This window comes from Chroococcidiopsis cubana SAG 39.79 (genome assembly GCF_003991895.1).
Taxonomy (GTDB): domain Bacteria; phylum Cyanobacteriota; class Cyanobacteriia; order Cyanobacteriales; family Chroococcidiopsidaceae; genus Chroococcidiopsis; species Chroococcidiopsis thermalis.
This window is the reverse complement of the sequence record NZ_RSCK01000012.1, coordinates 17105-31595: the sequence shown is the minus strand read 5'-3', so window position 1 is coordinate 31595 and position 14491 is coordinate 17105. Positions and strand designations below refer to the sequence as shown.

General features: G+C 41.0%; 12 protein-coding genes. All 12 read left to right on the top strand.

What is annotated here, in order from left to right; all coding sequences use genetic code 11:
• Nucleotides 1–1121: 1121 nt before the first annotated feature.
• The 12 genes from DSM107010_RS10345 (at nucleotide 1122) to DSM107010_RS10290 (ending at nucleotide 14486) form a co-directional block, all read left to right on the top strand.
• Nucleotides 1122–2183 (top strand): NAD-dependent epimerase/dehydratase family protein, encoded by a 1062-nt coding sequence (locus DSM107010_RS10345; protein WP_106166828.1) that lies wholly within the window; start codon nucleotides 1122–1124, stop codon nucleotides 2181–2183.
• An 8-nt stretch (nucleotides 2184–2191) separates the two neighbouring features.
• Complete coding sequence (locus DSM107010_RS10340; protein WP_127022903.1) at nucleotides 2192–3463, top strand: glycosyltransferase; 1272 nt, start codon at nucleotides 2192–2194, stop codon at nucleotides 3461–3463.
• A 69-nt stretch (nucleotides 3464–3532) separates the two neighbouring features.
• Complete coding sequence (locus DSM107010_RS10335; protein WP_106166829.1) at nucleotides 3533–4405, top strand: glycosyltransferase family 2 protein; 873 nt, start codon at nucleotides 3533–3535, stop codon at nucleotides 4403–4405.
• Between the two features lie 19 nt (nucleotides 4406–4424).
• Nucleotides 4425–5228 carry a class I SAM-dependent methyltransferase gene (locus DSM107010_RS10330; RefSeq protein WP_106166830.1) on the top strand — a complete coding sequence of 268 codons (804 nt, stop codon included), beginning with the start codon at nucleotides 4425–4427 and terminating at the stop codon, nucleotides 5226–5228.
• A 23-nt stretch (nucleotides 5229–5251) separates the two neighbouring features.
• Nucleotides 5252–6352 (top strand): hypothetical protein, encoded by a 1101-nt coding sequence (locus tag DSM107010_RS10325; RefSeq protein ID WP_106166831.1) that lies wholly within the window; start codon nucleotides 5252–5254, stop codon nucleotides 6350–6352.
• A 64-nt stretch (nucleotides 6353–6416) separates the two neighbouring features.
• Nucleotides 6417–7829, top strand: a complete 1413-nt coding sequence (locus DSM107010_RS10320; protein WP_106166832.1) for a hypothetical protein — start codon at nucleotides 6417–6419, stop codon at nucleotides 7827–7829.
• Complete coding sequence (locus DSM107010_RS10315) at nucleotides 7789–9045, top strand: glycosyltransferase family 4 protein (protein WP_015156722.1); 1257 nt, start codon at nucleotides 7789–7791, stop codon at nucleotides 9043–9045. The genes DSM107010_RS10320 and DSM107010_RS10315 overlap by 41 nt, the downstream gene beginning before the upstream one ends.
• Nucleotides 9033–10190, top strand: a complete 1158-nt coding sequence (locus DSM107010_RS10310; RefSeq protein ID WP_106166833.1) for a glycosyltransferase — start codon at nucleotides 9033–9035, stop codon at nucleotides 10188–10190. Before DSM107010_RS10315 ends, DSM107010_RS10310 begins: the two co-directional genes overlap by 13 nt.
• Nucleotides 10187–11407: a glycosyltransferase gene (locus tag DSM107010_RS10305; RefSeq protein WP_106166834.1), complete on the top strand. Its 1221-nt coding sequence runs from the start codon at nucleotides 10187–10189 to the stop codon at nucleotides 11405–11407. Before DSM107010_RS10310 ends, DSM107010_RS10305 begins: the two co-directional genes overlap by 4 nt.
• A gap of 30 nt (nucleotides 11408–11437) precedes the next feature.
• Nucleotides 11438–12034 (top strand): YdcF family protein, encoded by a 597-nt coding sequence (locus DSM107010_RS10300; RefSeq protein ID WP_181246316.1) that lies wholly within the window; start codon nucleotides 11438–11440, stop codon nucleotides 12032–12034.
• An 18-nt stretch (nucleotides 12035–12052) separates the two neighbouring features.
• Entirely contained in the window at nucleotides 12053–12601 is a 549-nt protein-coding gene (locus DSM107010_RS10295) for a WcaF family extracellular polysaccharide biosynthesis acetyltransferase (protein ID WP_127022900.1), read from the top strand.
• A 517-nt stretch (nucleotides 12602–13118) separates the two neighbouring features.
• Entirely contained in the window at nucleotides 13119–14486 is a 1368-nt protein-coding gene (locus DSM107010_RS10290; protein ID WP_106170728.1) for a glycosyltransferase family 4 protein, read from the top strand.
• Nucleotides 14487–14491: the final 5 nt, after the last annotated feature.

The window sequence follows — 14491 nt, the reverse complement described above, 5'->3', positions numbered from 1 at the left end:
ACCTCCTCATCTTTGACTTGAAATCTCTATGTTTCAAGGAGTAAGCGACGGTACTAAATTATTTTTTGGCAATCGATACATAATGCTTCTTGCCACAATCGCAAATGTAATTTCTTAATTCAGAAACCTTATCTTTGCGCTTGCAAAATATTCGTTTTGATTTCGTCTAACTGTGCTAAGAAAGCCCTATTAATGATTCGGCGATCGCGTAAATAAACTTCATGCAAACTATACAGAGATAAATGTATTGAGAAGATTGCAACCCCTTCCTCATGGAAGTCAATAGCTTGAAATTATAGAGGTATATTTTTTATCTAAAATAGAAAAATATCATTTTTACCTTCAGTGTTTTTACTGCTAGTGATAGTTACATTAAATACTAAAAAACTGACTTGTAAAGCAAAAAATGGTGAAGAAGCAAAGCTAAATGTTAAATAAACTGTAAAGAAAGTAGCTTGGTAGGTTGTACGAGTTCGATTGTATAAAGGGATTGAGGGAAAAGACGTAACATTATGGAAGCGTAGAAATATACGTAGGGTGCGTTACGCGACGCGATAACACACCCTACTAGACTATGAGGTCATTAATTTAATATATGGATGCTAAATGCACTAGCTACGATCGCTACTAACTTGTACTTCGATGCAGCGATCGTGCAGCAATTCTGTAGGCTAGGACTTTATTGAGATATATACAATTCAGTTGCCGTACATTTACTTAAGTAGATTTACGGTTGCGATCGCGCCAGATAGAATTATCAGTAAAATTGCGGTTGGACACGCGGAAAAGAAAGAATTACAGTTTATTCGTAAATCGAGCGAGTAAGGACTAAATCAACGATTTCGTTCAATACGTAAGTCACTTACATCTGAAGTATATATCTCTGCGAGATTTTCAATCTCTACGACTTCAATGTATATAGCTTTAGTAAATATAGCTTGTGTAGAGAAGTTACATTTAACGTCTCTACACAAGAAACATTCACAAATTAATTTGGATGGCTATAAGTAGTTGAAATAACTGAAAAATATTAAATTATTCTCCTTGTTTCAAGGTGAAACTGAGGCTTTTTTATATTAGAAACCAAAGGTCTCTTAAAGAGCAAAAAGGCATAATTTTGAATGAAGAAATTATTGGTAACTGGATCGTCGGGACTTATTGGATCTGAAGTTTGCCTACATTTTGCGAGTCAAGGTTGGGCAATTCATGGTGTTGATAACAATCAAAGAGCTGTTTTCTTTGGACCTCAAGGAGATACTCGCTGGAATCAACAGCGCTTGGAATCTCTGATTAAAGGCTTCGTGCATCATGAAATAGATATTCGCGATCGCCAACGAGTTTTGGATCTGATTGAAAGCCTCAGACCAGAGGCGATCGTGCATACAGCAGCACAACCCAGTCACGACCGAGCAGCGGCAATTCCTTTCGATGACTTTGATACCAATGCAGTAGGAACGCTAAATCTGTTGGAGGCAACGCGCCAATTTGTGCCGGAAGCTCCTTTCGTACATTTATCTACTAACAAAGTGTACGGAGATGCACCGAATGAGATTGCCATGATAGAGTTAGAAACCCGATGGGAATATGCCGAGCCAACTTATCAGTATGGTATTCCTGAATCGTTCCGCATTGACCAATCGAAGCATTCTCTTTTTGGTGCTTCTAAAGTTGCCGCTGATGTCATGGTTCAAGAGTACGGTCGATATTTTGGACTCAAAACTTGCTGCCTGCGTGGTGGATGTTTGACAGGACCGAACCATAGTGGTGTAGAACTGCACGGATTTCTCAGTTACTTAGTGAAATGTAATTTAGAAAATCGCACGTACAAAGTTTTCGGATATAAGGGAAAACAAGTACGAGATAATATTCACTCCTACGATGTTGCTCGTTTCATTGAAGAGTTTATCCAAGCACCCCGTTGTGGTGAAGTGTATAACTTAGGTGGTGGCAAGGATAATACTTGCTCTATTTTAGAAGCTTTCGAGCTTGTGGCTTCGCTAACTCATAAACAGATGCAGTACGAGTATGTAGATAAAAATCGCGAAGGAGATCATATTTGCTACTACAGCGATCTCCGTAAAATGCAGAATCACTACTCTAATTGGTCTATTACAAAACCCTTGAAATTGATATTTTCAGAAATTGTTACAACTTGGACAACAAGACTTCAAGAGGTTGCATAGCTCGGATTATGGTTGACAATCTACCGCGCATTTTATTAGTTACTGAAGCGACTTTAAGTCAAGAAGGCAAGGGAGTTAATCGAACTCTTGTCAATTTATTTGATAACTACCCTGCTGAATTACTGATGTTATTTTGTCCCGAACACGAATTAGAGTCTAACCCGACAAGTTCGCCATTCGATCGCCAAGTACTTTCCTTTGCTGGACATCGTTTACCCATAGTACACAATCGATTAGGAAAATCTCTTAATTCTTTAATCAATTGGATAAATCTACAACTACTCGACTGGTTTCCAATTTCAAATTTACAAAAACTAGAGGAATTCGATCCAGAAATTATTTTAATTTGTCCAGTTACGTCTTTATGTTTGCTAATGGGTTATAAGTTAACTCAACACTTTCACTGTCCATCCTTAATTTACTTCATGGATGATTGGATAGCGATCGATAACTCGCGATGGTTGTCGAACAGCGTTCAAAAAACGGCTAATCAACTTTTAAAACAGGCAGATGGTTGGTTAATGATTAGCGAACAATTACAAACTGAACTATCAAATCGCTATCAGATAAAACCTCAAAGTTCGCTAATCGTTCATAACCCTGTTGACTTATCAGACAAACAGCCACCTGATACAGCAAGAACTCATGAAGGTACATTTAAAGTTGTCTATGCTGGCTCCATTTGGTCAATGCACTATGATGCATTGGCAGCGATCGCTGAAGCAATTTTTCAACTCAGATGTGATGGAAAAGATATTGAACTCGTGGTACATACAGACAAATGCTTCTGGAATCCATACAGAGAAAAATGGCAGCAGTGGGAAGTAACGTATGGCGATATAATTCCCTATCAAGAACTCAATAGCTATCTCCAGCGTGCCGATCTACTACTTGTGGCTTCATCATTTTTACCTGAATACGCACACATGACTCGCTCGTCAGTGCAAACTAAATTGACTGACTACATGGCTGCTGGTAAACCAATTTTAGCCTGCGGTCCAGATTACTCTGCTTGCAATCAATTTCTGAAAAAATGGAATTGTGGACTCGTCTGTGAAACAAATAGAGTTAATGAAATCGAGAGCTTTTTAATAGATACAATCCAAAATAAAGCCTTACATAAAAAAATAGTAGAAGTGGCTTTCAATGTTTTAAATGATAATTTTGATAAAACCATAGTGACTGAGACACTTCAGTCATACGTGAAGCAGATATTTAGTCAAAATATCAGACGCGATCGCATACTCAAAACAAAAAATCTTCAGGCAACAAATTTTTAGCTTCTGACTGTAATTATAGAGTGTAGCTCAAAATTAGTATAACCGTGCCTTACAAGTCTTAGTAAAAGCATGAATTCGATGCCTTTATTTTCTATCATTATACCTACATACCAGCGCAATGACTTACTAGCAAAATGTCTACATTGTCTAGCACCTGATATTCAAACTTTACCATTTGAGCAGTATGAAGTCATTGTTACCGATGATGGTTTCCAAACAACTGCACAGCAGATGATTCGCGAGTTTTATCCTTGGGCAAAATGGGTAGCTGGTTCCCGTAAAGGTCCAGCTGCTAACCGTAATAATGGGGCAAAATACGCCTGTGGTGAGTGGCTAGTTTTTACAGATGATGATTGTCTGCCAGATCCTCAGTGGTTAGCAGCCTATGCCCAAGCTAAGATAACTCAACAATCTTATCTCGTTTTTGAGGGGCGAACTTATGTCGATCGCCCAAGACAAAGCCTTGCCGAAACCTCACCTATTAACGAGACAGGTGGTTATTTATGGTCATGTAATTTTGCCGTACAAAAGCAACTCTTTGAGTCTCTATCTGGTTTTGACGAACGATTTCCCTACGCTGCAATGGAAGATGTAGATTTCAGATTAAGACTTTTAAAGAATGGATATAAGTTTTCTTTTGTGCCAGCTGCTTCTGTATGCCATCCCTGGAGAGCAAAGGGAGGATGGAACAAAATTAAACAACATCGAGAATCAACATTTATTTACTTATCAATTCATGCAGAAGAATTGGTAAATATTAATTCCGTGTATTATTTCTTGTTTGCTCTACGGAGTTTTGTCAATCAGACGGTTCCGGCAATTTTAAGATTTAATTTAAATGGAATTAACGAAGCTTTTTTAGAACATTTTGCCCACTTACAGATAAGCGTACTACTTTGGCAGTATAGATTCGCAAACGTGAAAACACTTAATAATAACTAAAAACAAAACTGTTTGAGATATGAAAACTATTACCCTTCAAAATCACTGGTTAGAAAGCTGGAAGCAAAGTTATTCATACGATTTACTAGAAATGTATGGGGAGACTAGCTATCGCGGATATAGTTATGCATACGCCCATCGATATAAACATACTTTAGAGCTAGTTCAGAAAGTTGCTCGACCAGGAGCAAAAGTTTTAGATGTAGCTGCTGCACAGGGAAACTTTAGTTTGGCTTTGGCAGAACTCGGCTATGAAGTTACCTGGAACGATTTACGAGAAGAATTAGTTGATTACGTCAAACTAAAATGGGAATATGGCACTATTCGCTACAAACCAGGAAATGTTTTCACATTAGGGTTTGATGCTGAATTTGATGTAATTTTAATTACTGAAGTTATCGAACACGTTGCTCATCCCGATCTATTTCTGAAGAAAATAGCTCAGATGGTGAAGCCTGGAGGTCACATAGTCATGAGTACGCCAAATGGCGAATATTTTCAAAATCGTCTACCTAAATTTTCGGATTGTCCCGATCCCAGCGAGTTTGAAGCAATCCAATTTCAGCCTAATTCAGACGGTCATATCTTTTTATTACATTTAGATGAGATAGAAAGCATAGTTCATCAAGCTGGATTATCGATTCACGAGACAAGAATTTTTACAAATCCATTAACTAACGGTCATATCAAACTAGGAAAATTATTAAATTTTCTTACTCCTAGTTGGGTTGATACTTGTGAAAACTTGACGCAATCTTTGCCCTTAGTCTTGCGTAAAAAAATTCACACTGGAGTTGCTATTTTATTGACTCGTATAGCATAGTTTAAATTAGTGCAGCTACTTTAATGGATATCATTCAGATTGTTCCACGACTACCTCCAGCAATAGATGGCTTGGGAGATTATGCATTAAATCTGGCACGGCAGCTTTACAATGATTTCAATCTCAAAACTCATTTTGCGATTGGTGATGCTGCTTGGACTGGAAATACTCAAATTGAAGATTTTCTAATTAATTCAGTAGACGAGCGTTCCACCACAGCTTTACTATCCTTATTAGCGAGCAAACCAACTATAGTCTTATTACATTACGTCGGCTACGGTTATGCCAAGCGAGGGTGTCCGGTTTGGTTAGTTGAAGGCTTAGAACTTTGGAAAAGAAATACTCCTAACTCAAATTTAGTAACGATGTTCCATGAAGTTTATGCTTCTGGAAATTTACCCTGGACGAGTTCTTTTTGGTTATCTGGACAGCAAAGAAATTTAGCAACTCGTTTAGCAAAACTGAGCGATCGCTGCTTGACAAGTAATCAAAATTATGCGGAGATTCTATATCAGTTAAGTCAGGGAAAACAGACTCAAATTCCCACACTACCCGTCTTTTCTAATGTAGGCGAACCAAAGCAAGTACCACCCCTGCTAGAGCGTTCTCGACGCTTAGTATTGTTCGGTAGTCCTAGCATTCGCAAAAGAGCTTATCGTCAATCTTTAAAAGAAATTAGTCAAGCGTGTCGGTTATTCGACATTCAAGAAATCTTGGATATCGGAGCGCCAACAGATTTAGAACTATCTTCAATTCAAGGTATTCCAATAGTGGAAACAGGTAAACTAGCTGCTGCTGAAATTAGTCATATTCTTTTGAACTCCTTCGCAGGATTCTTTAATTACCATCTAGAATATTTAGCCAAATCTGGTATATTTGCAGCTTACTGCGCTCATGGAATGTTAACTGTGAGTCCTAGAGTTTATACATCATTACAAGATGGCATAGAACCGGGAAAACATTACTGGGTTCTCAGCGATCGCCTTACAGAAATAACAGATTTTGTCGAGGCGCAGGCGATCGCGAGTCATGCCTACACCTGGTATCAGTCTCACAATTTATCAGTTCAGGCTCAGAACTTTGTCACACAGGTATTGGGTAATGTATGCACAAAACTAGGATGACTTTGCTCAATACATCAAAGCAAATTATCAAGGTATATTTACATATTCTTAAGAGGACTATCGCGTGAAATTGGTAATTGCTGCGATCGCTATTTTATCTATTTTTGGGATCTCGGCATTAAATTGGCGTAACTCTGTTAAAGCTGTGTTCTTCATTCTTGTGATTGAGGGTGCATTGCGTAAATGGGTTTTACCTCAAGCAAGCGACACAATTTATTTTTTAAAAGACTTAGTGCTTTTGGGAGCTTACCTGCAATACTATGTCTTCTCAACGAGAAGATTTTCACTTCAAAATCGCCCTATTTCTATCCTAATTATTTTTGCAAGCATATGGTGTGTATTGCAAGTCTTTAATCCCAGTTTAGGTTCTCCACTAGTAGGTCTTTTTGGACTCAGAGGATATATCTTTTATATTCCTTTAATGTGGATACTACCAACTCTATTTCAATCGGAGCAAGATTTATATAAATTTTTGCGTTCTCATCTTTTATTAGTCATTCCTGTAGGTTTTTTAGGTATTGCTCAGTTCTTTAGTCCTGCTACTAGTCCAATCAACGTATATGCTCCCAGTCAATTGAAAGAAGTAGCTACATTTGGAGTTGCAGGAGCAACCCAAATTGTTCGCGTCACAGGCACATTTTCCTACATAGACGGTTATGCAGTATATCTATTAATCTGCTTTGGCTTACTGATTTCTCTCCTCTCACTCTCCCAATCACCTTTCTGGAAATGGGTTTCTATTTTTGAACTAATTCTGGTAACTGTTAACTCTTGTATGACTGGCTCTCGTAGCGTTGTTTTTGCCTTATTATTATTTTTTGTTAGTTTTATAACTGTTAAAGGATTCACTCAGCCTGAAAAGAGTATATCTCTGCTCAGTAAATTCTTATTACCAGCTATATGTATTTCTCTAGTCTCTTTTATCTGGTTTAAACCCGCAATTGATGCCTTCTTGTTACGGACAAATTCTAATCAAGATGTGACGGCACGCATTACGGCAACTTTTACCCAACCTTTCGAGTTTATTCAATATAAAGGACTCGACGGCTACGGCACTGGAGCAACCCAACCGGGGAGTCAAGCCCTGCGCCGATCGCTAAATTTACCAGACGGCGCAACCATTCCAACTTACTTTGAAGAAGAACCAGGCAGAATAGTTTTGGAGTTAGGTCCGATTGGGTTTTTTCTGTGGTACGGACTTAGATTGAGTCTTCTCGTAGCGCTTTTACGGGTTTTCTGTCAATTAAAGAAACCATTCTTGCGTCAATTAGCATTGACAGCATTACTGATCCAGACACTTGCAATCTACGACCAGCTAGTAACTCAACCTACCTTTTTGGCTTACTACTGGTTTTTGAGTGGCTTTATCTTTCTCTTACCTCAATTAGAGTCGATAGAAAATTGGTATCGAGAACAACAATTATTGCAACAACACAATGTCTCATCCGCGTATCTCCCTGATTCACCCTACCAGTAATCCCTTTGCCCGCAATGCCGCACTAGCTTTGGGGGAAGCTAACTTACTCCAAGAAGCGATCACGACAATTGCCTACAATCCCAAGGGAGTTTTATCGCGCTACTTAAACTTATTACCACAGAAAATTAGCACTCGCGTGGCGCTGGAATTAGGCAGGAGGGCGTGGACTGCGCCTGTAAATGTACCCATGCGATCGCACCCTTGGCAAGAAGCCATACGTTTAGCATTAGTCAAAACTAAATTAAGTCATTTGCTGAACTTAGGTCGTCAAGGACCGATCGATTGGGTGTATACCTCTCTCGATCGCCACGTTTCCCAACATCATTTACAAAATCTAGATGCAGTTTATGCTTACGAAGATGGTGCGGCGATCGCGTTTGAAGTTGCTAAACAACGCGGGATTCTCTGCTTGTACGATCTCCCGATTCCCTTCTATCGCATGAGTCGAGATCTCCAAGCCCAAGAAGCCGAACGTTTTCCAGAACTAGCGCCAGCACTACAAGCAGTCAAGGAGCCTGCTTGGAAGATCGAGCGCAAGGAACGGGAAATTCAACTGGCAGACCACGTATTTGTCGCATCTTCCATCACCCAGCGATCGCTGTTAGATGTGGGTGTCAAACCAGAAAAAATTAGTGTCATTCCCTACGGCGCACCAATTGATTATTTCCACCCGCAAACTAAAACTGACAAACTGTTTCGCGCTCTGTTTGTCGGTCGCGTCGGACCTCGCAAGGGCTTTCATTACTTATTACAAGCTTGGCAAGAACTACACCTACCCGATGCCGAACTCTTAGCGATCGGGATTAACGAGTTTCCTAATAACTGGCTGACTCAATATCAAGATATTTTTCGCTACATTCCATCTCTGCCTCATGCGGCGTTGAACGAATATTACAGTACCGCAAGTGTCTTTGTTTTTCCCTCGCTTGTAGAAGGATTTGGACTCGTACTGCTAGAGGCAATGGCTTGTGGAATTCCCGTCATCACGACACCCAATACTGCTGGTCCAGATATTCTGACAGACGGGGTAGAAGGCTTCATTGTCCCGATTCGCGATGTCGCAGCTCTAAAGGAAAAGCTGGAATGGTGTTATTCCCACCCAGAAGAATTAGCCCAAATGGGAAAAGCGGCTCGTCAAAAAGCCGAGCAATTAACTTGGGGATTGTATCGACAGCAATTAGCCAGTCGCGTCCAGGAGCTTTTATGCCAGAATTAGCAGGTCGAACTAACTGCCACTTGTGGTTTCCGAATATTTTTGAATTTAAAGGTGGCATTCAAGTCTATTCGGCTTTCTTGCTCGATGCCTTAGAAAGCTTATATCCGAATTGGCACTACCAGGTTTTTCTCAAGCACGACACTCGATCGCCATCCGATCTGACGCGATCGCGCCATACTCAGTTTCACTGTACTGGTGCTTTACCTTTGCCATTGCGAACATTTGGGTTTGCCGCTCAGATCTGTGGAGCAGGACTGCGACAGCGACCGAGTTTAGCGATCGCCACTCACCTGAATTTTACAGTTGCAGCCTATTGGTTGAAACAACTAACTGGTATGCGTTACTGGGCGATCGCTCACGGTGTAGAAGCCTGGGATATTCACAAACCTGCTTTACAAAAAGCGTTGCACCATGCCGATCGCATTCTTGCTGTTAGTAGCTATACACGCGATCGCTTGCTCAAAGAGCAAAATCTCGATCCGGCAAAAGTCTCGCTTTTACCCAACACTTTTGATGCGGATCGCTTTAAAATTCAACCAAAGCCGCAATACTTACTAGAGCGTTACGGACTGACACCAGAACAACCAGTCATTCTGACTGTCGCTCGGTTAGATTGCCGCGAACGTTACAAAGGATACGACCAAATTCTGCAAGCCTTGCCTGAGATTCGCTGTCAGATTCCTGGCGTTCGTTATCTGATCGCTGGTAAGGGTAGCGATCGCGATCGGATCGAACAGTTAATCGCGAAACTCGATTTAAAAGATTGTGTAACCTTAGCTGGATTTATTCCCGATGTCGAACTGGGCGATCACTATAACTTGTGTGATGTCTTTGCCATGCCAAGTAAAGGTGAGGGATTTGGCATTGTATATCTAGAATCTCTAGCCTGTGGCAAACCCACTTTAGGAGGAGATCGAGATGGAGCCATTGATGCCCTTTGTCATGGAGAACTAGGGGCATTAGTCGATCCAGACGATACAAACGCGATCGCCCGAACTTTAATTCAGATTTTGCAAGGCACTTATTCGCATCCCATTATTTATCAACCTGAAGTTTTAAGACAGAGAGTTATTGATACTTTCGGATTCGAGCAATTTAAACAAACGATGAATAACTTAATTAAATTCAATTTGAGCAGTCAATGAAAGTTTTACATGTTATTCCTTCGATCGATCCTGCTTTGGGTGGACCAACTGAGGTTGTCCTTAATCTAGTCAGAGCTTTGCGCGAAAATGGAATTGATGCCGAAATTGCCACCACGAACGATCGCGGTTCAGAACTGTTAGACGTGCCGCTCCATCAGCGGGTTGAGTACGAGCAAGTCCCAATTTGGTTTTTTCCGCGTTTTTCACCACCACTTAAAGAGTTTATTTTTTCGGCAGCTTTGACTCGTTGGCTTTGGCAACACGCCCGAGATTACGATTTGATCGAAACTCACTATCTTTTTTCCTATGCACCCGCTTGCGCTGCCCTAATTGCCAGGTTGCAAGGAATTCCCTACACCATGCGTACTATGGGACAGTTAACGCCTTGGGCTTTGTCTCAAAGTTGGCTAAAAAAACAGATATATTCATTTCTGATCGAGCGTCACAATCTCAATTGTGCCGAAATGATTCATTGCACTGCTCCAGGCGAAGCCCAGGATGTGAGAAAATTTGGCATTCAAACACCTAGTTTTACTTTGCCTTTAGGAGTCGATCGCCCAGTAGAACTACCTGATGCTAAGCAAAAGCTATACGAAACTTACGGTATACCTACCACTACACCAGTTGTCCTATTCTTGTCGCGACTTCACCCTAAAAAACGCCCAGATTTGTTAATTCAAGCCCTCAGCCAGCTAGCAGCTCAGAATCACAACTTTCATCTGATTTTGGCAGGTTCGGGAGAGCCGCAGTACCTCAACTACTTGACCGAGTTAGTATCATCCCTCGGACTTTCTCCGCGTACATCCATCACTGGCTTCGTTGTGGGTCGAGATAAAGATCTCCTCCTACAAGCCTCAGATCTTTTTGTCTTGCCGTCCTTCTCCGAAAATTTTGGGATTGCCGTAGCAGAAGCAATGGTAGTAGGGCTACCAGTTGTTGTGACTCCCGACATCCAAATTTCACCAGAAATTGCCGCAGCCTCGGCTGGGCTAGTTGTTGAAGGTCAAATCGCACCCTTAACAAATGCGATCGCACAACTACTATCATCTCCAGAACTCCGGCAGCAATTAGGAGAGAATGGTCGGCTGTTGGCAAGTCAACAGTATTCTTGGCAAGCGATCGCCCAGAATCTGATCTCGATTTACACGGCGGCGATCGAGCGACAACCAATTCCTACAACCTTCTCAAACCCAGAGAATTTTGTCACGCTGCCATAAGCGGCAACACGCAGAAATATAACGTCAACAATGTCAAGAGTAAAAACTACCAGTTCGAGCAAAAACCAGCGCTTTCAGTACAAGAGATACCGTTTTGTCTGTTTGTCAACTGCTGCTGTGTTATTCGTACTGTTCGGGATTATTCCTCTGCGACTAGCAATTGCTTTAGAGCGATCGCCGCTGCCCCAAGCAATTATTGCTTTAGGTGGCGATCCGAGGCGCGAATCTTTCGCTGTTGACTTTGCATTACGGCATCCACCTTTAGAAATCTGGATTTCTTCCCCTTATCTCAAAGCCTTCAATCTTCCAGATCCGAGTAGCTCTAGATCGCGAATACATATCGATCGCCGCGCTGTCGATACCGTAACTAACTTTACCTCTCTAGTTGCCGATTTCAAACAACGGTATTTTCAACATGTTTACTTAATTACATCCGATTTTCACATGGCAAGAGCAAAGGCGATCGCCTTCTTTGTCTTTGGCAGCCAGGGGATTGCTGTAACTCCTATATCAGTTCCATCAAACCAACAACCTGAATCCTGGTTTCATATTAGTCGTGATGTTTGTCGTACTTGGTTATGGATGTTTACAGGTCGTACTGGAGCTAGCCTTAAATCTGAAATTTAAGATCGATAGTGGAATTACATGTATCTAGATCGTTACACCCTCGGTACTTACACTCCTGGCGCTCCCGTGTGGAAACAACTCCTGTGGTATTTTCTCGCAGAGCCTTTATTTCGCTGTCATTGGCTACCTATCTCTCAGTTAAAAGTCTGGATACTACGTAGTTTTGGTGCTACAGTTGGTCGCTCTGTCTGTATTAAGCCTGGAGTGCGGGTAAAGTTTCCTTGGCGGCTAACTGTAGGTGATTGCGTGTGGATTGGAGAAAATGCTTGGCTCGACAATGTTGCGCCGATCGCCATTGAAAGCCATGTCTGTATTTCTCAGGGTGTTTATCTGTGTACTGGCAATCACGACTGGAGTGCTTCTGACTTCAAGCTGATCCCAGCCCCAATTCACATCGAGCAGAGTAGTTGGATTGCGGCGCGGGCGACGATTGGTCCTGGTGTCACTGTCGGTAAAGGCGCGGTGTTGAGTCTCGGAAGCGTAGCAGGGCGATCGCTTCAGCCCATGACAATTTACGCGGGCAATCCCGCACAACCAATCAAACAACGAGCAATTTGCGATCGGTAAATTTATCAGCTCGGTAATATTGCCAAAATTCGACCTATGAAAAATTAATAATTTTTCTATTTTCTAGATAAACACCTCGATATCTTTTTGGCTCTTACTTTTTGAAATATATGTAAGGTGCGTTAGCATGATGGCGTAACGCAATACTCTAAGTCTGTGGTGTGTGACGCGACTAGAAAATTTTGGGTTATTTGCAGCAGATTTAGAATTAGTATAGACACTTAAATTTCAGTATTTTTACTGAAAAAACTAAGAAGATTGTTAAACTCTAATTGAATTCTCAGTAAAACCACACTTGGACATAAAGCTAGGTCAAAGTTAGATTTTTTCAAGTTCGATCGTGTAAAGCTACCTTACATTACCTAGCGAAATAGCCTTTTGAGTTAAGAGAGAATTTTAATTTTATTAAATAGTCTTTTGTGTAGCTTTGCCTTTCACTTAAATTGAGTGCTTTTCCTTTGCACTCCTCACTGTTTAAACAAAATCATCGCATTGGCAGAGGTAGGCAGAGCTTCAGATGCTAGATAAATACGTACAGCAAGAGCAAATTGAAAAACTCAAAATATTTTTGCCGGCTCAGAGCAAAAGTAAAGAACTCGCACCTTCTTTCAACTTAAATATTATTACGCAATTTTATCCACCAGACTATGCTGCTACAGGGCAACTCATTGAAGAACTAGCACTGAATTTAGGACAACTAGGGATTCAAGTAAGGGTTTTTACCGGACAGCCAGGATATGCATTTAAAAAAAATGCAGCTCCTAGTATAGAACGCTCTGAAAAAATTCTGATTCGGCGATCGCGAACTTCTCGAATGTGGAATGCACGGATTCGAGGCAAAGCCATTAATGGTTGCCTGTTCTTTTTCCGAGCTATCTTACACTTATTAAATAAAAAGAACCGTGGAGATCTCCTACTTCTAACCACTGCACCAGCCTTTTTACCAATCGTCGGCTACATAGCCAAACTATTATTTGGGATTCCTTACGTTTGTTTAATGTACGATTTATATCCTGATGTTGCAATTGAGCTAGATATTTTCTCTAGGAAAAATTGGTTGGTAAAATGGTGGAGATTACTCAATAAAAAAGTTTGGCGCAACTCAGAAAAAATAATTGTTCTCAGCTCAACCATGCGAGAGAAAGTTTTATCTCACTCTCCCGAAATGAGTGACAAAATTGTAGTCATTCATAATTGGGCTAATCCCAACTGGATTGTACCGCTAGAAAAAGAAAATAATTGGTTTGCGCAAAAGTACGAATTGGTCAATACTTTCACCGTGCAGTACTCTGGCAACATGGGTCGCTGTCACGAACTAGAGACAATTCTAGAAGCAGCTAGACAATTGCAAGACGAACCAATTCAGTTTGTTTTTATTGGCGGAGGAGCAAAATTTCAATCTAGTTTTGAATGTGTCAAAAAACTAGGTTTAAATAATTGTCGCTTCTTGCCCTATCAAGATAAACAAGACTTACCATATTCGCTAACAGCTTGCGATTTATCTTTGGTCAGTATTAGTCCCAAAATGGAAGGAATTGTCGCCCCGAGCAAGCTCTATGGCATTCTCGCAGCTGGTCGTCCCGTCGCTGCTATTTGCGAAACCCATTCCTATTTACGGCATCTCTTAAGAGAAAGCGGTTGCGGTGCTGCTTTTAATTCAGGTGATGCCAGTGGTTTAGTTCAGTTTATTCGCCGTCTAAAGAGCGATCGCGAACTTGTGAAACAGATGGGAATGGCAGGTCGGCAATATCTCCAATTCAATTTCACGCCAGAAATTATTGCCAAACAGTACTCAAATGTATTACAACAAGCATTTCTAACAGCAAAAAGACGAGTTGTTCGTTCTAGAAATAAGAGCGTGGAAGCCGTGACAGAAGAAAGCTAAAGCTC

What these genes read in the sequence shown, in the direction of transcription:
- DSM107010_RS10325 (WP_106166831.1), top strand. Translation starts at nt 5,252, where the DNA reads ATGGATATCATTCAGATTGTTCCACGACTACCTCCAGCAATAGATGGC.
- DSM107010_RS10290 (WP_106170728.1), top strand. Translation starts at nt 13,119, where the DNA reads ATGCTAGATAAATACGTACAGCAAGAGCAAATTGAAAAACTCAAAATA.
- DSM107010_RS10295 (WP_127022900.1), top strand. Translation starts at nt 12,053, where the DNA reads ATGTATCTAGATCGTTACACCCTCGGTACTTACACTCCTGGCGCTCCC.
- DSM107010_RS10310 (WP_106166833.1), top strand. Translation starts at nt 9,033, where the DNA reads ATGCCAGAATTAGCAGGTCGAACTAACTGCCACTTGTGGTTTCCGAAT.
- DSM107010_RS10340 (WP_127022903.1), top strand. Translation starts at nt 2,192, where the DNA reads ATGGTTGACAATCTACCGCGCATTTTATTAGTTACTGAAGCGACTTTA.
- DSM107010_RS10305 (WP_106166834.1), top strand. Translation starts at nt 10,187, where the DNA reads ATGAAAGTTTTACATGTTATTCCTTCGATCGATCCTGCTTTGGGTGGA.
- DSM107010_RS10330 (WP_106166830.1), top strand. Translation starts at nt 4,425, where the DNA reads ATGAAAACTATTACCCTTCAAAATCACTGGTTAGAAAGCTGGAAGCAA.
- DSM107010_RS10300 (WP_181246316.1), top strand. Translation starts at nt 11,438, where the DNA reads ATGTCAAGAGTAAAAACTACCAGTTCGAGCAAAAACCAGCGCTTTCAG.
- DSM107010_RS10345 (WP_106166828.1), top strand. Translation starts at nt 1,122, where the DNA reads ATGAAGAAATTATTGGTAACTGGATCGTCGGGACTTATTGGATCTGAA.
- DSM107010_RS10315 (WP_015156722.1), top strand. Translation starts at nt 7,789, where the DNA reads ATGTCTCATCCGCGTATCTCCCTGATTCACCCTACCAGTAATCCCTTT.
- DSM107010_RS10335 (WP_106166829.1), top strand. Translation starts at nt 3,533, where the DNA reads ATGAATTCGATGCCTTTATTTTCTATCATTATACCTACATACCAGCGC.